21 protein-coding genes, 1 tRNA gene and 4 pseudogenes are annotated in these 22,407 nt (G+C 35.9%); 18 read left to right on the top strand and 8 right to left on the bottom strand.

The annotated features are described in order from the left end of the window. Nucleotides 1-115: 115 nt before the first annotated feature. The 8 genes from trxA to radA all read left to right on the top strand — a co-directional run bounded on the left by trxA (nucleotide 116) and on the right by radA (nucleotide 6,481). Complete coding sequence (gene trxA, locus ABWU48_RS00855; protein WP_209472576.1) at nucleotides 116-439, top strand: thioredoxin; 324 nt, start codon at nucleotides 116-118, stop codon at nucleotides 437-439. Nucleotides 440-481: 42 nt separating this feature from the next. Continuing rightward, nucleotides 482-558, top strand: a tRNA-Ile gene (locus ABWU48_RS00850). Between the two features lie 70 nt (nucleotides 559-628). Then, nucleotides 629-1,285, top strand: a complete 657-nt coding sequence (locus tag ABWU48_RS00845) for a CADD family putative folate metabolism protein (protein WP_022626367.1) — start codon at nucleotides 629-631, stop codon at nucleotides 1,283-1,285. A 39-nt stretch (nucleotides 1,286-1,324) separates the two neighbouring features. Continuing rightward, nucleotides 1,325-1,711, top strand: coding sequence for a dihydroneopterin aldolase (locus ABWU48_RS00840; protein ID WP_353288400.1), 387 nt, complete (start codon nucleotides 1,325-1,327; stop codon nucleotides 1,709-1,711). Continuing rightward, nucleotides 1,708-2,988 (top strand): dihydropteroate synthase, encoded by a 1,281-nt coding sequence (gene folP, locus ABWU48_RS00835; RefSeq protein ID WP_209472574.1) that lies wholly within the window; start codon nucleotides 1,708-1,710, stop codon nucleotides 2,986-2,988. Before ABWU48_RS00840 ends, folP begins: the two co-directional genes overlap by 4 nt. Beyond that, the gene (locus ABWU48_RS00830; RefSeq protein WP_209472572.1) at nucleotides 2,985-3,464 is read left to right on the top strand and encodes a dihydrofolate reductase; all 480 of its coding nucleotides are present in this window, start codon (nucleotides 2,985-2,987) and stop codon (nucleotides 3,462-3,464) included. Before folP ends, ABWU48_RS00830 begins: the two co-directional genes overlap by 4 nt. A gap of 1 nt (nucleotide 3,465) precedes the next feature. Then, nucleotides 3,466-4,203, top strand: a complete 738-nt coding sequence (locus tag ABWU48_RS00825) for a putative folate metabolism gamma-glutamate ligase (protein ID WP_264705944.1) — start codon at nucleotides 3,466-3,468, stop codon at nucleotides 4,201-4,203. A gap of 934 nt (nucleotides 4,204-5,137) precedes the next feature. Then, nucleotides 5,138-6,481 carry a DNA repair protein RadA gene (radA, locus tag ABWU48_RS00820; RefSeq protein ID WP_264374231.1) on the top strand — a complete coding sequence of 448 codons (1,344 nt, stop codon included), beginning with the start codon at nucleotides 5,138-5,140 and terminating at the stop codon, nucleotides 6,479-6,481. Here the strand turns inward: radA and ftsY are convergent. Next, the gene (ftsY, locus tag ABWU48_RS00815) at nucleotides 6,468-7,379 is read right to left on the bottom strand and encodes a signal recognition particle-docking protein FtsY (RefSeq protein WP_010962907.1); all 912 of its coding nucleotides are present in this window, start codon (nucleotides 7,377-7,379) and stop codon (nucleotides 6,468-6,470) included. The genes radA and ftsY overlap by 14 nt on opposite strands. Nucleotides 7,380-7,570: 191 nt before the next feature. Here ftsY and iscU point away from each other — a divergent pair, with 191 nt between their 5' ends. The 4 genes from iscU to hscA are packed head-to-tail and all read left to right on the top strand — an operon-like array spanning nucleotide 7,571 to nucleotide 10,557. Then, nucleotides 7,571-7,954, top strand: coding sequence for a Fe-S cluster assembly scaffold IscU (iscU, locus tag ABWU48_RS00810; RefSeq protein WP_007548853.1), 384 nt, complete (start codon nucleotides 7,571-7,573; stop codon nucleotides 7,952-7,954). A 12-nt stretch (nucleotides 7,955-7,966) separates the two neighbouring features. After that, on the top strand, nucleotides 7,967-8,380 hold the full coding sequence (locus ABWU48_RS00805) for a HesB/IscA family protein (RefSeq protein WP_209472564.1): 414 nt from the start codon (nucleotides 7,967-7,969) through the stop codon (nucleotides 8,378-8,380). Further along, complete coding sequence (locus tag ABWU48_RS00800; RefSeq protein ID WP_209473383.1) at nucleotides 8,373-8,831, top strand: iron-sulfur cluster co-chaperone HscB C-terminal domain-containing protein; 459 nt, start codon at nucleotides 8,373-8,375, stop codon at nucleotides 8,829-8,831. Before ABWU48_RS00805 ends, ABWU48_RS00800 begins: the two co-directional genes overlap by 8 nt. After that, nucleotides 8,809-10,557, top strand: a complete 1,749-nt coding sequence (gene hscA / locus ABWU48_RS00795) for a Fe-S protein assembly chaperone HscA (protein ID WP_353288399.1) — start codon at nucleotides 8,809-8,811, stop codon at nucleotides 10,555-10,557. Before ABWU48_RS00800 ends, hscA begins: the two co-directional genes overlap by 23 nt. Before the next feature lie 7 nt (nucleotides 10,558-10,564). Here the strand turns inward: hscA and lepB are convergent, their stop codons facing one another. From lepB to ABWU48_RS00775, 4 genes are all read right to left on the bottom strand, one after another. Continuing rightward, nucleotides 10,565-11,311, bottom strand: a complete 747-nt coding sequence (lepB, locus tag ABWU48_RS00790) for a signal peptidase I (protein ID WP_010962911.1) — start codon at nucleotides 11,309-11,311, stop codon at nucleotides 10,565-10,567. 773 nt (nucleotides 11,312-12,084) lie between these two features. Beyond that, on the bottom strand, nucleotides 12,085-12,216 hold the full coding sequence (locus ABWU48_RS00785; protein ID WP_255317428.1) for a hypothetical protein: 132 nt from the start codon (nucleotides 12,214-12,216) through the stop codon (nucleotides 12,085-12,087). A 45-nt stretch (nucleotides 12,217-12,261) separates the two neighbouring features. Beyond that, a complete protein-coding gene (locus tag ABWU48_RS00780; protein ID WP_006280416.1) occupies nucleotides 12,262-13,149 on the bottom strand; it encodes an aspartate carbamoyltransferase catalytic subunit in 888 nt (295 codons plus the stop codon). A 203-nt stretch (nucleotides 13,150-13,352) separates the two neighbouring features. Then, nucleotides 13,353-14,378, bottom strand: a complete 1,026-nt coding sequence (locus ABWU48_RS00775) for an extracellular solute-binding protein (protein ID WP_353288398.1) — start codon at nucleotides 14,376-14,378, stop codon at nucleotides 13,353-13,355. A 497-nt stretch (nucleotides 14,379-14,875) separates the two neighbouring features. On the opposite strand from ABWU48_RS00775, the pseudogene ABWU48_RS00770 reads away from it, so the two are divergent. Continuing rightward, nucleotides 14,876-15,419 (top strand): annotated as a pseudogene (locus ABWU48_RS00770) (DUF6444 domain-containing protein); the annotation flags it as partial. A gap of 7 nt (nucleotides 15,420-15,426) precedes the next feature. On the opposite strand, the pseudogene ABWU48_RS00765 reads toward ABWU48_RS00770, so the two are convergent. Beyond that, nucleotides 15,427-15,834: pseudogene (locus tag ABWU48_RS00765) on the bottom strand (IS4 family transposase); the annotation flags it as partial. Between the two features lie 216 nt (nucleotides 15,835-16,050). Between ABWU48_RS00765 and ABWU48_RS00760 the strand changes: the two are divergent. Next, entirely contained in the window at nucleotides 16,051-16,998 is a 948-nt protein-coding gene (locus ABWU48_RS00760) for an IS110 family transposase (RefSeq protein ID WP_209472550.1), read from the top strand. A gap of 193 nt (nucleotides 16,999-17,191) precedes the next feature. Here ABWU48_RS00760 and ABWU48_RS00755 read toward each other — a convergent pair. Together ABWU48_RS00755 and ABWU48_RS00750 are read right to left on the bottom strand one after the other, a co-directional pair. After that, a pseudogene (locus ABWU48_RS00755) lies at nucleotides 17,192-18,174 on the bottom strand (IS4 family transposase); the annotation flags it as partial. Nucleotides 18,175-18,199: 25 nt separating this feature from the next. After that, nucleotides 18,200-18,385, bottom strand: coding sequence for a hypothetical protein (locus ABWU48_RS00750; RefSeq protein ID WP_147155110.1), 186 nt, complete (start codon nucleotides 18,383-18,385; stop codon nucleotides 18,200-18,202). Between the two features lie 33 nt (nucleotides 18,386-18,418). Here ABWU48_RS00750 and ABWU48_RS00745 point away from each other — a divergent pair, with 33 nt between their 5' ends. The 4 genes and pseudogenes from ABWU48_RS00745 to pnp all read left to right on the top strand — a co-directional run bounded on the left by ABWU48_RS00745 (nucleotide 18,419) and on the right by pnp (nucleotide 22,287). Continuing rightward, nucleotides 18,419-19,360 carry an IS5 family transposase gene (locus tag ABWU48_RS00745; protein WP_209472548.1) on the top strand — a complete coding sequence of 314 codons (942 nt, stop codon included), beginning with the start codon at nucleotides 18,419-18,421 and terminating at the stop codon, nucleotides 19,358-19,360. Between the two features lie 54 nt (nucleotides 19,361-19,414). Next, nucleotides 19,415-19,714 (top strand): annotated as a pseudogene (locus ABWU48_RS06265) (tRNA pseudouridine(55) synthase TruB); the annotation flags it as partial. A gap of 12 nt (nucleotides 19,715-19,726) precedes the next feature. After that, the gene (gene rpsO, locus ABWU48_RS00730) at nucleotides 19,727-19,999 is read left to right on the top strand and encodes a 30S ribosomal protein S15 (protein ID WP_006279944.1); all 273 of its coding nucleotides are present in this window, start codon (nucleotides 19,727-19,729) and stop codon (nucleotides 19,997-19,999) included. 14 nt (nucleotides 20,000-20,013) lie between these two features. Beyond that, complete coding sequence (gene pnp / locus ABWU48_RS00725; RefSeq protein ID WP_353288395.1) at nucleotides 20,014-22,287, top strand: polyribonucleotide nucleotidyltransferase; 2,274 nt, start codon at nucleotides 20,014-20,016, stop codon at nucleotides 22,285-22,287. Nucleotides 22,288-22,407: the final 120 nt, after the last annotated feature.

Raw genomic sequence — 22,407 nt, 5'->3', positions numbered from 1 at the left:
AGAAGTTTTTTGTTTGTGCAAAACACTTTAGGGCAATTTTTCAAGCTCTGCGGTAAGAATTTAGTTGATTAACTGCTAATAGATACGCTATATTTTACAAAAATTTAGGTATTTTATGAGTGATGATATTACATCGGTAAATGATCAAAATTTCAAATCTGAAGTCACTGACTATAAAGGGTTTGTTCTGATAGACTTTTGGGCAGAATGGTGTGGGCCATGTAAAAGTCTAATGCCACGTATCGAACAATTGGCTAAAGACAGAAAAGGCAAGATTAAGATCTGCAAATTCGACATAGATGAAGGGACTGAAGTGCCAAGTAAGTATGGGGTTCAATCTATACCTACTTTGATTATATTTCAAGATGGTAAGGAAATTGCACGCAAAATTGGTGCAACAAATGATCTGCTAAGTTGGGTTGATAGTGAAATAAGCTAATAGACAAATTTGCTTTTGTGTGTATTATAAATATTGATAAAAGGGATTGTAGCTCAGTCGGTTAGAGCAGTTCGCTCATAACGAATTGGCCGTAGGTTCGAGTCCTACCAATCCCACCATTGTTAGCATGATCGTAACAATGAGAAAACTATAGTATATGAACTGTATATTAATGTAATGGGGGAAATGATGGAATTTACTAAGTCTCTAAATAACAAGTTAGATGAATTGCACTTACTAAATCATCCATTTTACCAGTCATGGAATACAGGAAGCTTAAGCTTGCAAGCTTTACAAACCTATGCTAAAGAATATTATCACCACGTTGCTGCGTTTCCTCGTTACATCAGTGGTATACATTTTCTGTGCCCAGATCTAAAAATGCGACAGGTTTTACTTGGTAATTTAATAGAAGAGGAACAAGGTGATGAAAATCATCCAGAGTTATGGAAACGTTTTGCTGAAGGGCTTGGCGTTGCACGATCTGATCTTCGTGAAAGTGCACAGATTAAGGAGACACAAGAATTAATTGATGGTTACTTTGACATTGTAAGATCAGGTTTTGCAGCAGGTCTTGGAGCCTTGTACGCTTACGAACGTCAAACTCCAGAGGTTTCCAAGTCTAAAATTGAAGGTTTAAAAAAACACTATTCAATAAGTGATGAGCGTTCTCTTCAATTTTTTACGGTCCATATGCATGCTGATGAATGGCATTCTGAGGAATGTGCAAATCTTATTGAAGATCTAGATGAAAAAGAGCAAGATAAAGTTATGCAGGGTGCTCAAAAGGGAGCAAGGCTCTTGTGGGGTTTTCTTGATGGAATGATGAATGCTAGCGTGTGTTAGTAGTTGTAAGTAGCTTAAACTCAGTGATGTTGGAATGCAATGTCTGCATGTAATCTTCTTATATCTGACTTACGGCTTTGGGTTCATTTAGGCTATAGTGCAGAAGAGAAGTATCATTCTCAATTAGTTAGTGTTAATATTGATTTTACCTTTAAATCCCCCCCTTTAGGACTTACAACTGACCGGCTTGAGGATACTATATGCTACTTGGAGGTAGTTCAGAGTATTCAATCTCTCGTTCAAAGCAAGCAATTCAACTTAATCGAGCATTTAACTTATGATATATACAGGACCATTAATAACCTTGTGATGCAAAAAAAGCTTATTATTTCTTCTATAGGCGTAACTATTCACAAAGTTGCACCACCTGTCCCCAGTGTGCATGGAGGTGTTTTCTTTACTTATCGTAATGCGTTGCAAGAATGATTTACATTTCTATTGGCTCAAATATGGGGAATCGCTTTTCCCATTTACAAAAGGCTGCTCAGTTACTGCAGGAACGCTATTTTAAAAATTTAAAATCTTCAATTATTCTGGAAACTAAGGCTATTTTACCAAATGATGCTCCACCTCAGTGGAATAAGCCATTTCTAAATATGGTTGTGTATGGAAGTTGTTCTTCTTCTCCTGAAGAGCTGTTAAAGGGCCTTAAACAAATTGAGTGTGACATTGGCCGCCCGCAGGTCTATGAAAAATGGGCACCTCGCGTTATTGATTTGGATATTTTGTTATGGGATGACCTGACACTTGATACACCCTACCTTAAGATTCCTCACCCAGAATTGATAAACAGACCATTTTTGCTTCACTTGATGGCAATGCTGAGTCCCATGGCAGTAGTTAACAAAACGTTTGGTACTATTAACCCTAACATTAAGGATTGCTTTTTAAGGAGTTTTACGCTTTCACCAGAGCTTGTAGGTATTGTTAATATTACTCCTGATTCATTTTCAGATGGTGGTCTTTATTATGATGCAGATCAAGCAACCAAGCAGGCACTGCGGCTGTTATCAGATGGTGCAAGCATAGTTGAACTTGGTGCTCAATCAACAAGACCTGGCTCCTCAATACAAACTCCAAAAGCAGAATATGCACGCTTAAAACCAGTGCTTGATGACCTTAATCAATATATGAAAGTTGGTGACATTAAAGTCAGCATTGATAGCTTCTGGTCAGACGTTATTTTAAATGTTTTGGAACACTACAACATTGCCTGGGTAAACGATCAGAAGGGAGATCTAGATGATAATACCTTAAAAGCGATTGCTAGCAGTGGATGTAGTATCGTTATTATGCATTCACTCTCCATACCACCACATAGTGACAACATTATCCCAAGTGACATTGATCCAATTGATACCATAAATAATTGGGCAGAAAAGAGCATTAACAGGTTACTTGCCCTAGGTTTTGATCAAAGCTCGATCATTATTGATCCTGGTATTGGTTTTGGCAAATCTATGTACCAGAATATCCAGATTTTACGCAGTATAGAAACGTTACAAAATTTTGGCTGCAAAGTTCTGGTTGGTCATTCTAGAAAGTCATTTATTTCTTCTTTTTCTACAGAACCTGTCTTTAACCGAGATTTAGAAACAATTGCTTTATCATCTGCATTGCACAACAAGGTTGATTTCCTTCGAGTGCATAATGTGCGTGATCACATGCGATTCTTTGTAGCTCAAGCTGCTTTACAGGGATGATAGTTATCGGAATTATGGCTGTTGATCCCAAGGGGGTAATTGGAATAAATAATGGATTGCCCTGGCATTATCCAAGTGAGTTAGATCATTTTCGTCAGGTGACTGACAAACAAGTTATTGTTATGGGAAGAAAAACATTTGAAACTATGTCTCAAAACATATTAAAGGATCGTATCCCTGTTGTTTTTTCTCGTAACAAATTAAATTCTTGTTTTAACAGAGGAGTAAAATGCACTATTATTTCTTCTATGCAAGAGTTTTTGTCAATCCAAAGTAATTCTAAAGTCTTCATGATTGGTGGAGCACAAATAGCGCATCTTTTTTTGGAGTATGATCTAATCTCAGAATTTATCATAACAGAAATTCACAAACCCTATAAAGGTGATGTATATTTCAACTTAACACTTCTTGATGGATGGCATAAAACTATTCTCACCAAAACGAAAGATTATACTATATGTAGGCTAATACGTTAATATGCATGTTAAAGCAATTTATACCCACCGCATTGAATGTGGGGAAGTATTAGAGCAGGTTCTTGATCGCTATGTTTCAGAGTTGCTAGGAGAGGAAGTTGTTCTTGCTATCACATCAAAAATCATTTCTATTTGTCAAAAACAAGTGGTTTGCAAAACTGCTTGTTCTAAAGAAGAGCTAATCAAAAGAGAAGCTGATGCAATTGTTGATGTAGACCATAATTCTTACGGCATCTATTTAACAATCAAAGACAATATCTTAATTCCATCTGCTGGTATTGATGAATCAAATGGTAATGAAATGTATATTTTATACCCAAAGGATGTTCAGAAAACAGCTCTATCAATATGGAACTATCTCAAGACAAAACACTGCATAAAACATCTTGGTATTTTGATTACAGATAGTAACATAACACCTATGCGCCTTGGGGTTACGGGCGTTGCTCTTGGTTGGTGTGGATTTGAACCATTTTATTCCTATATAGGCAAGCCAGATCTTTATGATCAACCACTGCAAGTAACACAAGTCAATCTTCTTGATGCGTTGGCAACGTCTGCTGTTTTAGTTATGGGAGAAGGGGCGGAGCAAACACCAATGGCAATAATTAGTGGTGCACCAAAGATTCACTTTCTTACTCGTCCGCCAACTACAGAAGAAGAAAAAAGTGTGAAGATATCTATGGAAGAGGACCTTTACTCTCCTCTCCTCATGCGAGCCCGCTGGTTAAAGAGTTAAAGAGGAACTTAAAAATTTGCTATTAGACTTCTTACATAACCATATAACATTGGGAATAGAAACAAAAAACTTACTTGACACCCTTCGCCAGCGCCCTTATCATGATAGTGAAGCTATTGTATTTGCTTTCGCCAATCTGCAGATTAAAAGGTAAGGATTACTTAATGTATCGGCGTCTTATGTTTAATTTTTTGCAGTACATAGATACTGTATGTCTTTACAAAACTTCATCTACATCTAGATTTTTATCTAAATAAGCTGAACGCGCTTATAAAGCGTTACAAGACATCAAAAAATGCCAATACTCGACAGAGATAGTAAAAGACTAGCTAACTCGGGGATTCTTTGTCTTTTTTTCTGCTTAGTAAACTTCTTAAACATTTGCAGCGTAAGTTAGTTGCAATTAAAAGCAGCTTAATCTTGCTTGTCAAGCGTTTAAAACATAAAAAACGCCAATATTTTAAAGCGGATAATAACCCCAGGGCTTCTTTTGCCTTTTTTTTTCATTTGGTAAATTTCTTAACGTTTGTAGCTAAACGACAACCGTCATCCCGCTACGTGTTAGCGGCTAAGAGATACCGCGGCGGTATGACGGTTTGCGCGGTGGCATGACCTCGTCATCCCGCTACGTGTTAGCGGGATCTATGCTTTGAGATACCGCGAATGAATCGCGGTATGACGGTTCGCGGCGGCGTGACGATAAGCTCGTCATCCCGCTACTTGTTAGCGGGATCTAGAGATACCGTGACGGTATGACGGTTCGCGCGGTGGCATGACCTCGTCATCCCGCTACGTGTTAGCGGGATCTATGCTTTGAGATACCGCGAATGAATCGCGGTATGACATAGGGAACCCTTTCTTGGGTTAGCTATAGATTTACTTCGCATATTCAGCTAATTTTTATTACAATTACAACAAAATAATTTTGGCTTTGATGAAAACTGTATATGTATGTCAATCCTGTGGTCACAGCACTGGTAGGTGGGTAGGGAAGTGTATTGCATGTGACAATTGGGATACAATTGTTGAGGAAATAGCAGTAAAAACGGGCAAAAGAAGTATATCTGCGCCAATTTTAATAAAGACGTTATCAGGTAGCGAAATTATCACTCCAAGTCGTTTTCTAACAGGAATAGAAGAATTAGATAGAGTTTTTGGTGGGGGTATCGTTCAAGGTGCTAGCATTTTAATTGGAGGCGAACCTGGAATTGGGAAATCCACCCTTTTGCTTAGAATTGCAGCTAATGTTGTGCAACTTTCCTCTTTTGAATGTCTTTATGTATCCGGCGAGGAATCTTTAGAGCAAGTGAGTCTCAGAGCAAAGCGTCTTAAGATAAATGAACCTAAAATTAAGCTTTTATCTACAGTGTCTTTAACTGATGTAGTAGCAACAATAAAGGAAAACAAAAGTATTAAATTCTTAGTAATTGACTCTATACAAACAATGTATGATAGCAGAATTACATCAGCACCAGGAACTGTAACTCAGGTCCGCACTTGCGCACATGAATTAACCATTCTTGCGAAACAATATGGTATTTCTCTCTTAATAGTTGGTCATATAACTAAGGATGGACAAATAGCTGGACCTAAAACTTTGGAGCATATGGTGGATACGGTATTATATTTTGAAGGTGAAAATAGCAATCAATATCGCATTTTGCGTACTATTAAAAATAGATTTGGCCCTGCAAATGAAATTGGTGTTTTTGAGATGTCTGAAGCAGGACTTGTGCCTGTTGATAACCCATCATCATTGTTTCTGATGGCCCATGACAGAGAAGTAGTTGGCAGCGCCGTATTTGCAGGAATTGAAGGTTCAAGACCAATTTTAATGGAAGTTCAAGCATTAATAGCAGGAACTAATATGGCAACCCCAAGAAGGGCAGTAGTTGGGTGGGATATTAATAGATTGGCTATGATCATCGCGGTGCTAAATGCTCGTTGCAAAATGTTTTTGCATGATAAAGAGGTATACCTAAACATTGCAGGGGGGCTCAAAATACAGGAACCATCGGCTGATCTTGCTGTTGCTGCTTCCCTTATTTCAAGTATAGTAAATTTACCGCTGCCAACTTCTTCAATAATCTGCGGTGAAGTTGCACTTTCAGGAGAAATTAGGAACATCTCGCATGCTGATCTCAGACTAAAAGAAGCACAAAAGTTAGGATTCAAAAAAGCAATTATGCCTAAAAATGGTAACTATTCTTCTCATGATATTGAAATAATCAAGCTTGGTCACGTAAGGGAATTAAGAGAAGTCTTTAATTACAATTAAATAACGCTTCAGCAAATTCTTTGCTAGTAAACTCCCTTAAGTCCTCTATATTTTCGCCAATTCCTATAGCATGTAACTTTATCTTATAAGCTTCTGCAAGTCCAATTACCACTCCGCCCTTAGCAGTGCCATCTAACTTTGTTACGATTAGCCCGGTAACATTAACCATTTTGCTAAATGCTTCTAATTGGCTATAAGCATTTTGGCCGGTAGTTGCGTCAAGAACTAAAATAACGTCATGAGGGGCAGTGTCATCCAATTTCTTTATCGTTCTATATATTTTTGATAACTCCTCCATAAGGTTCACATTATTTTGCAGCCTTCCTGCTGTGTCAATTAGAACAACATCAACGTTATCTTTTATAGCTTGACTTACAGCTCTATATGCCACACTTGCAGAGTCGCTACCGTACTCTCCAGTAACAATCAAGCAATCAGAACGTTCTGCCCAAATGTTTAATTGTTCACTAGCAGCAGCTCTAAATGTGTCGCATGCAACAAGCATAACGGATTTTCCCATTTCCTTATATTTATATGCGAGCTTACCTATAGTCGTGGTTTTACCGTTACCATTTACTCCGCATACCATTATTATATGTGGTTTTTTGTTTAAAATTAGCGGTTGCACAGCAGGGTTCAATATCGATTCTATTTCGCTCATTAGCTGCTGTGTGATGGTATTATACTCAACTTCCTTGTCAAATTTGATGCTTGTGAGCCTATCGATAATCAACTTGGAAGTTTTATGACCAATATCCATGCTAATTAGCAATTCTTCTAATTCATCTAAAAGCGACTGATCTAATTTTTTTTTGCCAGAAAAAATACTTTTCACCCCGTCGCTAAAGCGAGAAGAAGTTTTTAACAGGCCCTGATAAAGGTTACTAAACAAACTCAAGGGATACTCCTTTTTAAATTATAAACTTAATTACAATATAAAGAATGACATGCACTACGTGAATTTGTAAAGTAAAATACACTCAAAAACTACAATTTTACCTTACAAAAATTACACTTTTTGAGTGTATTTTACTTTAGTTTTTAACCTAAATATGTTATAATGTAGAATAGCGGTTCACAGGTAATTTTATGAGTTATAATGAGAAAATTTTAGATCATTACGAAAATCCAAGGAATGTTGGCTCTCTGGATAAAAATGATCCAAATGTTGGTACTGGCCTAGTTGGTGCACCATCGTGCGGTGATGTAATGAAATTGCAGATAAAGGTCAATGACAAAGGTGTTATTGAAGATGCAAAATTTAAAACTTTTGGTTGCGGTTCTGCCATTGCTTCAAGTTCCTTGTTAACAGAGATGATAAAGGGAAGAACCATCAGTGACGTTACACAGATAAAGAATACTCAAATAGTGGAAGAGTTGTCTTTACCTCCAGTGAAGATACACTGTTCGGTACTTGCTGAAGATGCTATAAAGGCTGCTATTCATGACTATCAAAGTAAACAAAAGAATTAAGAAGCTACGAACATGGGTGAATATCAAGAAGTAGGCGGAGGTGAAACTGTAAAAAAGAATAAAAAACTTATCACTATAACTGCGGAAGCAGTAGAAAGGATAAGGTATTTATTGGATCAAAAAAAGCATGCTAACCTTGAGAAACCGGAAGAAGCAATAGGAATAAGAGTGCTAATTAAGCAAAAAGGATGTTCTGGTTTAAAATATGATATTGAATATGCATATGATACTCGTCCTTTAGAGTCGATAATTGAGGAAAACTGTAGTGATGGCCAAAAAGTTAAAGTGTTAATCGATCCAAAATCCGTCATGTTTATTCTTGGCTCTGAAATGGATTATGTAGAAGAAAAATTTTCATCGGGTTTTGTTTTCAAAAATCCTAATGAGAAAGGAAAATGTGGTTGTGGAGAGAGTTTTCATGTCTAGCAACTATTTTGCATTGTTTGAAATTGAACCAGCTTTCAATATCAGCTTTGATGAGTTAGAGAAAAAATATATCGAGCTAAGCAGGACTGATATAAATGAAAGACAGTCCCAAAACATGGAAAATATTAACAGAGCTTATCAGATACTAAAGTCACCGCTAAAGCGTGCTGAGCATTTGCTGGATTTTTTTGATGTGAAAAGCCAAAAGGACCACTTAAATTCTGAAATATTAAGTGAATCAATGGAAATAAGAGAGTATTTGCTGGACTGCGACGATCTACAATTTGCAAGCAGGATGATTGATGAAAAAATAAAAGATTGCGTTAAAAACCTAATTAACACTTTTGCTGTAAAGAATTTTGATGGAGCTGCTACACAAGTCTTAAGATTGAAATATTTATATAAGTCATTTGAGGAGGTGAAAAAGAATGCAACCAATTCAAATTTCTGAACCAAATTCAAGTGAAGTAGTTTTTGGTATAGACCTTGGCACCACCAATTCTTTGATTGCTATGGTAAATAAAGCTGGCAACGTGGAGATATTTAAAGATGAACAAGGAAGAGAACTGCTGCCTTCTGCTCTTTCATATGAAAATAATACATTGAAAACTGGCTACGATGTCGGTCAAAATGCAATCTACTCAATAAAGCGTTTAATGGGTAAAAGTGTTGAAGAATTAAATAAAGAAGGCGTCAATTTTGAAATAGATCATGAAAGCGAAAAAGTTATTAGAATAAAATGCGCAGAGGAAAAGTATCTTACTCCTATTGAGATTTCTGCTGAGATATTAAAAGCTTTATGTGAGAGGGTAAAAAAGTCTAAGGGGCTGGAAGTAAAAAAAGCAGTGATTACTGTGCCAGCTTACTTTGACGATTCAGCACGTAACGCAACCAAATATGCGGCAAAATTAGCTGGAATAGAAGTTCTTCGCCTCGTTAACGAGCCAACCGCTGCAGCGCTTTCTTACTCCATTGAAAAGAACAATAGCAGTGGAATATATGCAGTTTATGACCTTGGTGGCGGAACGTTCGATATTTCGATATTGAAATTGCACCAAGGAGTGTTTCAAGTCCTTGCGGTTGGTGGTGACACCAAACTCGGCGGTGATGATTTTGATCATTTGCTGAGTTCAATTGTGATTGATAAGTATAGAGAAAAGACGGCTAAGCAACTAAATTCCTTACTTATCGAATCACGCTCTGTGAAAGAGTACCTAAGCAATCACACTATAGGTATCTTTGAATTTAATGTTAACGGCAAGCCATTTGAGTGCGAAATTACCAGAGAAGAATTCGAGCAGGCAATCAGTTCTTTGGTCAATAAGACTATCAATATAGTCACTCGTACTATAAGCAACATAGATCTTAAAATTGATAATATAAAAGGAGTAATTTTAGTTGGTGGTGCAACTAGAACACCATTGGTTCAAAATTCACTAGTCAAACTCTTTGGAAATAAAGTACTAAATGACGTGGATCCAGATAAAGCAGTTGCCATTGGGGCAGCTCTGCAGGCTCATGATTTAACTTCGAGCTCAAAAGATAGGAATATTCTCCTGGATGTTTTACCTCTATCACTTGGCATAGAAACTATGGGAGGCATAGTTGAAAAAATCATACCAAGAAATACGCCACTGCCAGTTTCAGAAACAAAAGAGTTTACAACTTATATTGATGGGCAAACAGCAATGAAAATTCATGTTTGTCAGGGAGAACGTGAAATGATAGAGGATAACAAATCTCTAGCGCAGTTTGAACTAAAAGGTATACCTCCACTGCCTGCAGGTTCTGCAAGAGTTGAAATAGAATTTACAGTTAACGTTGACGGAATCTTGACTGTTACTGCAAGAGAAAAAACTACTGGAATTGAGCAGACAGTTAAAGTAAATTCAAGTTTTGGCTTGAGTGAAGCTGATGTTCAAAATATGGTTAACCAGTCAATAAACAGTTTTGACGAAGATATGAAGGCTCGTTCCCTTGCAGGTGCTAAAATTAATGGAAATAAACTCATACACTTGGTTGAAAACAATAATAACCTTTCCACTGATCAAAAGTTGAAAAACCTATTACAAAATGCAAAAAACGCTTTACAAGGCAATGACTTGAATGAAATTAACAACACTATCGCCGAGTTAGAAAATTCTTCTTTAGAGTTGTGTGAATTAACAAATAGGTAGAAAAAGCTTACACAACCTTGTGCAATACCCTATTTAATCTCAAAGCAACAGGTAACCTGAAATTAAATGGTAACCAATCGACCTTTCCTAATTTAAATGATAAACCAACTATGCTTACACGCCCAATGATATTTTCCATTGGTACAAAACCAACTTCAGGAAACCTACTATCTAAAGAATTATTTCTATTGTCTCCCATAACGAAAAATTGATCGTTAGGTACATAATAAACCGGAGTGTTATATGATAGCTTATTAGAAATGTCATCTACCAAAATCTCATGTTCCTTGCCACTTAAAAGCGTTTCTATATATCTTGGTATGTTACGATTTGACTCATAATCAAAAAAACTTTCAATTTGCCTTCGCTCTACTTTCTGATCATTTAGGTATAATTCTCCCTCTATCATTTGCACTTTGTCACCTGGTGTTCCTATTACTCGCTTAACAAACCTGATGCTGTCATTTCTTGTGGGTTTGAAAACTACTATGTCGCCACGCTTTGGAGGGGTATAAAAAATCCTGCCGCTAAAAATGTTTGGAGAAAATGGAAAGGAGTGTTTACTGTAACCGTATGAATATTTACTAGTAAAAATGTAATCCCCTTCAAGTAGGGTGCTTTTCATTGAACCAGAAGGTATATGAAATGGCTCGAATAAAAAACTACGTATTGATAGCGCAATCAACAGTAAAAAAAACAATGAAGATAAAAATCTTCCCGTTCTTATCACCCAGTTTTTGCTTAGTTCTTCCAACTTTTCCAACTTTGTTTTTCTTATAGATTAAGCTTATTATAATACATAAATTAAAAAATGGTAATATGAAATTTTACTTGTGAATGTTATTCCTCTATTCAAAACAATTTTGAAAAGGCGGTTCATTTCTTTCAACGGTGTCATCCAAGTAGCGTGACACATAACTGTACGAACATTGCAATTTGCAGGTGGCAGATGAAAGTAGCTGATGCACATCTGTACGAACATTTGCTTTTGTTAAGGTAATATGGTGTTATGAAAGTAGCTGACACTGGAATGGCTTTGTTGCATCGCTACTTATGAAAGGCTAACTATAGTTAGGATTATAAGCAACCTATTGAAAATCTTGTTTTTTTTGCAATCAATCTGATCAAATTTAAGAATAGTAATTTGTTATTTATATTAATAAATTTAATTCTATTGAAAATAGCTAAAGCATTGAAATTCTTGAATTTTAGCCGGATTGGTAAATGGTAGTGAAATTTCTTTTACTCAAATTTAGGTATTCATTGACCGTTCTTGTTATAAATACCAGAATAATAAGCTACTGATATTCCCTATCTTTTTTATCTTTAATCCATCATAGCTAGCGATGCAACAAAGCCCACTGGAATCTAGGTTGTAACCGTTCACGGATTGTGAGAATGAATAAAGAACTAAGCAGTCGTAACTTTTGGAAGGGATTTTGGCCATTGAGACGTGATGTCAAAAATATCGACAACATTCTTTCCACAAATCTTTCTCCATGTTCCGACCAGGTGAAAAAGCTGTTTTTACGATAGCCGTCTAATTTGCCGTTCTGCAAGGTTGTTGATTGACTTCAGGCTTTCGTAAAAACTTCCACACCATATCCTCGGCCTTAACATCTTAATGGCCATTCTCAAACCATTTACAAGCCTTGTCATTTCATGCCCCCCCTTTTTGCATTAGTTGTGTAGCATCTTTTAATATTAGCAAGGCCTATAATAGTGCAACACTGCCTTACGTATTGCCAATCCAAATTCTACTTGCTGTAAAATAACACAATCTGCTACATCGCTGCTAATCTCAATCCCTCTGTTTATTGGCCCTGGGTGCATAACAATCGCATCTGGTTTTGCGTATGATAGCTTTTGTGAATCAAGTCCATACAAATAAAAATATTCTTTCTCTGAAGAACTATTATTCATGCGCTCTTTCTGCAATCTCAAAAGCATAATTACGTCAGCATCCTTTATACCTTCAATTAATGAATAATGGACTGAATCTACTTCAGGAAAATGCTTACAAATCAAAGTTGGTGGTGCGACCAAGTTTATCTCTGCTCCAAACATTTTTAGCAATCTTATATTTGATCTTGCAACTCTACTGTGCAGAATATCTCCACATATCACAACTTTGAGGTCCTTTATTTGCTTTTTGTGATTGCTGATTACAAGATAGTCTGCAAGAGCTTGAGTTGGATGTTCACTACTTCCATCGCCTGCATTGATTAGCGAGCAGTTAACATACTTTGCCAGTGTATTAATGATACCACTACTTTTATGCCTGATTATTATGTAATCAGGATTCATTGCATTTAATGTTTTGATCATGTCTTTTAGATCTTCTCCCTTGTTAATAGAAGAAGATCTTATTGGCAAAGTTACAACATTTGCTCCAAGGCTTTTTGCTGCTATTTCAAAAGACGCAAGTGTACGCGTTGAATCTTCAAAGAATAAATTTATTACTGTCTTATTTTCCAAGATATGACTATTTGCAACTTCTTTTTTAAGGTACTGGTTGGCCAACTTAGTTATATTTTCTACATCATCGACTGTAAGGTCTGAGATGTTTAACAAATTCCTTCTCTTGTTCATAGTTTCCTTTTCAACTACTTGAACCTATTCTACTTTCTTATTACCTTTTTTCAATAGACTTCTTGTGCAGCAATTGTTTTGGTGAAAGAACGGAAAAAGATAGTAAAGTCAAAATTAAGTTAGAAGGAAGAAAAAGTTCAGCGAGTCAAGAGTAAGGTATATTAGCATAAATCTTTCATCCCAATGTTTAGTGGCGCTGGGGATTACTTCCACTTACACTCATCCGCTATCATAACAGCCTCAAAAAGATGCTTCTCAAGTTCACTTAGAGGCAAATCACTTTGTGAATAATTTCCCCAAGATTTTAGTATATCGGAAGTCTCAACGCCTTCAATAATAGGATATTCTTGGTTTTTTTTAGCGTATAACTCTTGAGCCTGCTTGCTTACTAAAAATTCCAATAAGACTATAGCATTTTCCCTGTTTTTTGCGTTTTTTGTTACTGCTGCACCACTGATGTTTACCATTACACCGTGATCGTTGCGATTAGGAAAAAAAGCCCCTAGCTTGTCTGCAACATTCTTTTTATTTTCTGATGAAAGAATTCTCGCAAAGTAGTAGCTGTTTACTATTGCAACATCTCCCTCACCCGCTGCTACGGCGTAAATTTGATCAGTATCACCACCACTTGGTTTTCTTGCCATATTGTTCACAATTCCGCTTACCCATTCTTTCGTCTTTTCAAAACCATTATTTGCAATCATAAAAGCAATTAACGATCTGTTATATGGACTTGTAGAAGAACGCACTAATATTTTTCCTTTCCATTTTTCATTTGCTAAATCTTCATAAGTACTTAAGTCCTTAGGGTCTACTGACTCTTTATTGTAAACCAATATCCTAGCTCTTTTTGTAAGACCAAACCAATAATCTTCACTGTCTCTAAATCTTGCAGGTATAACACTTTTTAAAACCTCTGAATCTACTTGAGATAAAAGTCCTCTTTTTTTTGCTAGAATTAAGTTGATTGCATCAGCAGTCAAAAATAAGTCAGCTTCACCACCGTTTTCCATTCGTGAAAGTAGCTGAGAATAATCATCAATGATGTAACGTACTTTAATACCTGTATTTTTCGTGAATTCATCAAACAAAGTACGTACTAATTCTTCTTTGCGCGATGAATAAACATTTACCACTTGTGAGTCATTAGTTCCGTCGTTTCTGTATAAATAAGTAATAACTATCAATATAATTGCTATTAAGGATGTGAATATAAAGGCTTTTTTCATATTGGATAAAAAATAACTTCTTTCAGTTAAAGTTACCAAGATGGTACAACTTTAGCAAGTGTAAAGTTCGTTAGATAAATCATAAAAACTTCCTTGACAAGCTTCGCCAGCCCCCTTATTATAACACTGAAGCTATTTATTTATCTTCGCAATCTCTGCAGTGGATTAATGACAAAAAACTTAATGTATTTGGCGTAAATCATGCTTAATTTTTTGCACTATGTGCACCTTATGTCTTTATAAAATTTCTAGGTTTTTACCTAATATAAGCTGAAATGCGCTATTTAAAACATTAAAAAACGCCAACTTAAAAAATGGATAGTGAATAACTAGCTACCCTAGGGTTTCTTTTGCCTTTTTTTCTGTTTAGTAAATTGTATCCGTTCAGCGGAGTGGTAGAATAAGGTAGACAAAGCAAGATAATAAAGATAATCATAGAGCAAAAGTGAGGTAATGTGGTAAACCTTTGAGAACTTTGCAAAAATTTACAGCAAAAAATAGAAAAACTGAAAGCAGAGATAGAAAACTTAAAAGCAGAAAATAAAGCTTTAAAGATAGAGAACGCTGAATTAAAGGAAAGGCTCGGTTTAAATTCAAAAAACTCATCCCTGCCCAGCTCAAAAGAGCTATACAAAATAAAAAAGGACAAGCCAAAAAGCGAAAGGAATGTTGGCGATCAGGTTGGGCATAAAGGAAATTTTCATGCCACAATGGAAGCGGATAAAGTAGTAAAAATAGAGTTGCCTAATATTTGCGAATGCGGAGGAGAGCTTGTAATATGCGAAAAACCTTATGTTCACCAAAAAGTTGATCTTCCGGAAATTAGGCCTTATGTAGTAATTGGAACATGGTCGTTGTTGGAGATGCAGAAAAAGAAAAAGTAGCAAGTTACCAGAAGGTGTTACGCCAGATACATTTGGTCCAAGGGTTAAGTCTATAATTGCAGCACTCAGCGGATTTTACAAAAACTCAAAGCGTGAAGTGGCTAGTATCATAAATGACATTTTTAATTTGAACATAAGTGTTGGCAGCATATCAAATCTTACTATTACCCACAAATATGAGGTTCGTGAGCAAGTCGCCATCCTTCTGCTAAATCAAAGAGACGTTTATATCCTTTCCAAAGAGTAATTGGTCCTGGTTTTGGGTCATTTTTTCTTGCTAAATGGCCTCCAAGTTCATGAAACAGCTTCTTTTATGTTGGGAACTACACTTGGACATGGTTTTCTGTGTATTTTAACGTATAAAACTTTCCATTCTTCTTCAGCTAATAAGGTAGTACATGGTAATGTTGGGTTAGCTCTTGCAATTGATGTAATAAAGAAGATCCTCCAAGCAATAATACTCATAACTGTTAGATATCTCATTAGTCTTTCTGCTATTCCAAGCCTACATTCTTCAACTTTGAGACCGGATTTAAAATTTTATGTAATATCTCTATTTTCCATCTAAGGCAATTGTAAGTTAAAAACGTGATATAAAAGAGATAAGAGAGAAAGATAACCCTGCTCACTAGGAATAGCGGGCGTGCGCGACCGAAAGGAAATTGGTATTACAACCGTTGGTATCAAGGTACGCTAGCCCTATCTCTCGATACGTTTGAATAGTTGCTTGGGACATATATATGCACCCGTTTACAATCTTAAATTAACTAAAACTATCGAGGTTTATTATGGTTACATCTTATCAAAATTTTATTGGCATTGACATCGGAAAATTTAAAAATGTCGTTGCAATTCACAAACAGAAGAATGCTGTCGAATTTGATAATAATGCTTCTGGTTGGCAACAATTATTTCAAGAGTTTTCAGATATTCTACCTAATGCTTTAGTGACTTTAGAAAATACAGGGAAATATGAGCTTGGCTTATCACATTTTCTTACCGACAAAAATATTGCCGTGCATCGAGCTAATACTCGTAAAGTAAAAAGCTTTATTTTATCTCACGGAACTTTAGCAAAGTCTGATAGATCAGATGCAAGAGCTCTTGCTCAATATGGATTTGAACGCCATAGAACTATCTCTCTATTTGTACCTACCTCTACAGAACAATCAACTTTGGCTGCACTTTGTCAACGTCGTGATGATATTACGCAAATGAGAACTCAAGAAAAATGCAGACTTGAAGCACCGGAAAATGATCATATAAAAGAAAGCTGTCAAAAGACCATTGAGTTTTTCGATAGTCAAATAAACGAACTCAATGATACTATACAAAAGATTATTGATGAAAGCCGCGAATTACAACAACGCCAAAAAATTCTTAAAACAGTTCCTGGAATAGGTAAAAAGTTATCACAAGATTTTTTGTGTTTAATGCCAGAGCTTGGTTACTTAAATAGAAAAGAAGTAGCAAGTCTTGCCGGAGTTGCACCGCATCCAAAAGAAAGTGGTAAAGCTGTTGGTTACCGAAGGATTACAGGTGGTAGAAGTAACGTTCGTTCAAAGCTCTTTACAGCCGCTATGGCTGCTACAAGGTCAAAATCTATACTTGGCGCCTTTTATTCTAAGCTTGTTGAAAGTGGTAAGAAGAAGATGGTGGCTATAACAGCCCTAATGCGTAAAATTATAGTAATTGCTAATACAAGACTTAAAGAAGCAATTAATTTGCATACTTAAAAATCTTCACAACGGTAACTGAAATTGGCTAATGAATATGTGCGTCCACACAGACTTAAAGCACATATTCATTAGCTTAAGCAGAAATTGCTGTGGTAGCTGTTTGATATAAAATTCTATTTCTATGACAAACGGGTTTTTATTGCCCATATAATTTGCAAAATTACACAAATAAAAAAATTTTTAAAAAACATAGTTGATACCAACTAATTTTTTCAACAGCTTCATCGAAAGTATTAACTGAAAGATTCGTTAATAGCATCCATTCTAGCGGTTTTTTTTAAGGGAAGGGGAGTTTTCTCAACAACATAAACTGCATAAAGTGGTAATTTAGGTAGTTCTTCCGTCTTATGCCTAATATTATTCTTAGATGGATTCATCATAAACTTTCCAAATCTAACTTCCAAACGTGCTGTTCTTTTTGGCTTATTATCTTTTACAGGAACTTCAACTTCTACCGTACCTGCACAATGAGAGGATTTAATAAATGCCCATAACTTCTGCTCACCTTTTTCAGGATATCGAGATTTTCTATTTACTGCTCTATCTCTGCATGCTCTAACTAGCACTGCCGAATTAAGATTATGTGCAAGCTCAAAAAAGTCATATATATCTGCTTCTCTATCGCATACAGTTATAGTCTCAGTTTGAGTTGGATCAATAATATTATTTGTTTTTCTTAAAGTTTCCAACCACTTTACGCTTTCTTTATCTTCAATGCGATCGCTCTTTTTTTTAAGGTTCTCAGTTTCTTCAGGTCTTGAATAAACTTTTTGATCTAGTATCCCTAGTACCAAACCTTCTATACTAACGGCAAGAGCTGTATGCATTATAATACCTTTTGCAGTATCATAACTGGACAAATTTGCTAATCCGCTTGTTTTTTTATGGTTATTATATACAATGTAACTGGTATCTTGAATGACAAGAACCCTCTTGTGAGCTTTTGTTCTCTCAACCGTCTTATTAATATGTGTAGCTAAAATATCACTTTCTTTTACATTCTCATTTTGAAAAAAACGTTATGCTGTTTTTGCTTCTGACCAACTTTCACATGCTTGATTAATCTAACTTTCAGGTAATTTTGTCAAACATATCAGCAATCTTTACTAATCGCTCAGTTAACCTTTTATCTCCAAATTCATTTTTAGCCCATTCACTACTTTTACTTGCCATTTTACACCCTCAATATTTGCAAACTTTAATATTGTAATATTTTACTTTTTAGTCCATTTATATTTGTGGGTAATAGTAAGGAATGACACCGTCTTGGATGGAAACCAGTGTCAGCTACTTTCATGACACCATCACAAGGTGAAACTGGATCCCAGTGGGCTTTGTTGCATCGCTCAAGTGAAAAGAACTGGCAGTTACTGACAAAATTCATTATAAATAGCCATTTAACTGTTGAAGAAAAAATATGCCACAAAAAATGAGAGTCAGTAACTGCCATGAATATAACAAATTTCTCCAAGAAAGAGGAAGCATTTTTTGTTATATCAATGACGCCATAGAAAATTGGTACGAGAATTGTCCAAAAATGCAGGGCGGCAACTATATTTATAGTGATAAAGTTGTGATTTTGGTGCATATAATCGTCAGTTTCTTTAGAATTGGTTTAAGACAAACAGTCGGGTTTATAAAAGGGTATTTGCAACAAATAGGAAGAGATTTGGCAGTTATCAGCTATTCACAAGCATCAAGAAGGTTTGAGAAACTTAATATTAAGATAAATGATTGCAGAATTGATAAAAATAATATGGAAGATATCGAAATTGCTATAGACAGTACAGGAATTAGTATATACAACAACACTCCTGGTCACAGCAAGGAAAATAGCACTGACAGAAAATATCGTGGCTATGAGCAAACGAGAAAATTGCACGTAATGTTGAATATAAACAACAAAAAAGCCATAGCTGTAAAATACAGTAACGGTGTCTACTCTGATCACTATGGAGCTTGTGATTTGCTAAAAGAAGTTGATTTTCAGCATGCCATAAAAGCACTATATGCAGATAGAGCATGTGATAGGCACAAGTTTTATAAGTTGTGTAACGAATATGATATAAAGACAAAAATTCCACCAATAAACAATGCGGCAGAACATCCAGAAATAGATTATATGTCTGACAGGAATGCTGCTATTAGGTTAATAAAATTATACGGTGAAGATGGCATGAAAGAATGGAAAAAAGAAGTAAATTATGGGAAAAGATCTTATATTGAAGGGTTTTTCTCAAGATTAAAGCAAATATTCGGATTTAGTTTTAGGAATAAATCTGAGATAAATCGAGAAAAAGAACTAAATGCTATTTGCTTAATAAATTCACTGATATTGGTATGGCTAAATTTGAGATAGCTTCATAAATTTATTGTGCGTTACCTACTATCCGAAGAGCGATGCAACAAAGCCATCCCAGTGTCAGCTACTTGGATGACAGAGGGGGGTGGGATGACAGAAGATGATGGAGTGACAGGGAGTAATACAAAAAGTTTCGTCATCCCCATTGAATCGGCTTGAAAATCGATGTTCAAAGTTGAAATTTCCCTAGAAGATGCGGGGAAAATCAGAAAAGGTCAGGAAGTTGTATTAAATAACTTGCGTAATTTAAAGAATCATGATATTTGTTGTACGGTGGTGGGTAGTGTACCTATTGCAATCTGCAGTTTTATTTATGGTTGTGTGAAACCTATTCGTGTTTTTAATATTTAAAATGAGGTTTAGATGTCGATAACATCCGAAAAGAAAAAGAGCTTGATAAATATATATGCAATTAAAGAAGATGATACAGGCTCATCTTTTGTACAATGTGCAATTTTGACTGAGAGGATCAGTAACTTAACTGAGCATTTTAAAGTGCACAAGCATGACCATCACTCTAAGCGTGGTTTACTTATATTGATAGGTAGAAGACGCAAGCACTTAAATTATATAAAGCGTAAATTTGGTAATGAAGCCTATCAGGAATTAATAGAGAAGTTAGGCATTAGAAAATAATCGAGGAATTTAATATGTTTAAAATTATAAAAAAATCTATAGAGTGGGGTGGTCGTGCCTTATCTTTAGAAACAGGAAAAATAGCACGCCAAGCTCATGGTTCAGTAGTTGTAAATTACGGTGATACTTCTGTTTTAGTAACTGTTGTACGTAAAAAGAAGGAAGAAAGCGTTGATTTCCTACCTTTAAATGTGCAGTTTATCGCAAAAAGCTATGCCATGGGTAAGATCCCTGGCGGGTTTTTTAAAAGAGAAGGCAAGCCATCTGATAGAGAAACTTTAATCTCAAGAGTAATAGATAGAAGTATAAGACCACTATTCCCAGAAGGATTTCATGATGAAATTAGTGTGGTGTGCAATCTATTAACTTATGATACAGTCAATCCTCCTGAAGTGCCAGCATTGATTGGTGCTGTTGCAGCTCTTGCAATTTCTGGTGTTCCCTTTCACTTTACTATAGCTGGAGTGATGGTTGGTTGTGATGAAAATAATAACTATATACTCAACCCTTCTGTTCAAGAGATGAAAGCAAGCAGCTTGGATCTGTTTTTGTCTGGTGATGAAAATTCAATTTTAATGGTTGAATCAGAAGTGAAAGAGCTCTCTGAAGAAAATGTTTTTAATGCAATAAAATTTGGCCATGAACACCTTAAGCCTGTCATTAAGCTCATAAAAGAGTTTGCTGATACAATTGGCAATAAACCTGAGAGCTTTGCCCCTATTGATGCATCAGATATAACACAAGAGCTCGAAAAATACGGTAAAGATTTTGAAAAAGCATATTCGCAAACAGTAAAACAAGAGCGAGTTCAAGCTCTAGAAGCGATCAGAGAGAATATATTGAATACTCTTAAAGAAACTGGAAAAGACGAAAAGTTAATTACGTATGCAGTAAAAAACTTTGAAAGATCTTTAGTACGTGAAATAATTAGGAAGAAAAGTGTAAGGATAGACGGTCGTAAGCATGATGAGATACGTCAGATAGAAGTTGAAGTTGATATTCTGTCCAAAACTCACGGTTCTGCACTATTTACAAGAGGCAATACTCAGGCACTGGTTGTTACTGCTCTTGGCACCACTCAAGATGAGCAAATTGTGGATGATATTGAAGGGGATAGACGTGAGCATTTCATGTTGCATTATAACTTTCCCTCATTTGCTGTTGGAGAAACTTCTGCTGCGCGTGCACCAGGAAGAAGAGAAATCGGTCATGGCAAACTTGCTTGGAAAGCAATTCATCCTGTTTTACCCGATAAGTCTGAATTTCCTTATACAATAAGAGTAGTGTCCGAAATTTTCGAGTCTGATGGTTCTTCTTCTATGGCAACAGTTTGTGGGACTTCTCTTGCTTTAATGGATACGGGTGTGCCAATAAAGGCCCCTGTTGCTGGAATTGCTATGGGTCTCATCAAAGATAAAGACGAGTATGTAATACTTTCCGATATACTTGGTGATGAAGATTATCTTGGTGATATGGACTTTAAAGTAGCAGGAACTAGTGAAGGGGTTACGGCGCTACAAATGGACATGAAAATTTCTGGTATAAGCTTTGAAATTGTTGAAAAATCTTTAGAACAGGCAAAAGCTGGAAGATTACATATTTTAGAAAAAATGAATGCAGTGATTTCAGAACACAGTGATGATGTCAAAGACCATGCACCAAGGATGTTATCATTTTACATAGATAAAGACAAAATTTCTGCTGCTATAGGTTCTAAGGGGAAAAATATACGCAGTGTGTGTGAAAGAAGTAATGCAAAAATTGAAATAGGAGATGATGGTAAAGTTTCTGTTTTTGCTACGAGTGGCACTGAAGCTGAAATTGCAAAGAGTATGATGATTGATTCAATAACAGAACTAGAACAAGGTTCTATAGTTGATGTCAAGGTTGTAAGAATAGAGAAGTCTATTGTAGAGCTTGAATTTCTTAATGGCAGAAAAGGAAAAATGCACATAAGTGAAGTAGCTAATGAACATATAGATTCTATAGAGAGCGTACTTAAACAAGATGATACTTTCAAAGCACTAGTAATTGACTTCGAAAAAGGTGGGTGTCCAAAGTTGTCAAGACGTCGGGTTGATCAAGAGACGGGAGAGTTTTTTGAAGGTGAGCTTTACAACGAGGAAAGGAAAGATGGTCCAAATGACAGGGATAATTATTACAATAATTCATTTAGTAGAAAACCTGGAGGAAGTCACCATAAGAGGCCTCCTCGTCCTCGTTCTGGTTTCAGCAACAGAAATAGGCCGAAATTTGGTAATAATGATTCATCATCAGGTTTTTATTAAGAGTAAACTTCTTGCGTTACCTCTCGTCATTCCAGTGCTTAACACTGGAATGACACCCTTTCTGGTGAAGGTTGTTCTCAAATCACAATGTTAGTACAATTGTGGTGTTAGCTATAGCTA

It is taken from the genome of Wolbachia endosymbiont (group A) of Tromatobia lineatoria (genome assembly GCF_964028565.1).
Taxonomy (GTDB): Bacteria; Pseudomonadota; Alphaproteobacteria; order Rickettsiales; family Anaplasmataceae; genus Wolbachia; species Wolbachia pipientis.
This window is presented reverse-complemented; position numbering and strand designations above follow the sequence as displayed.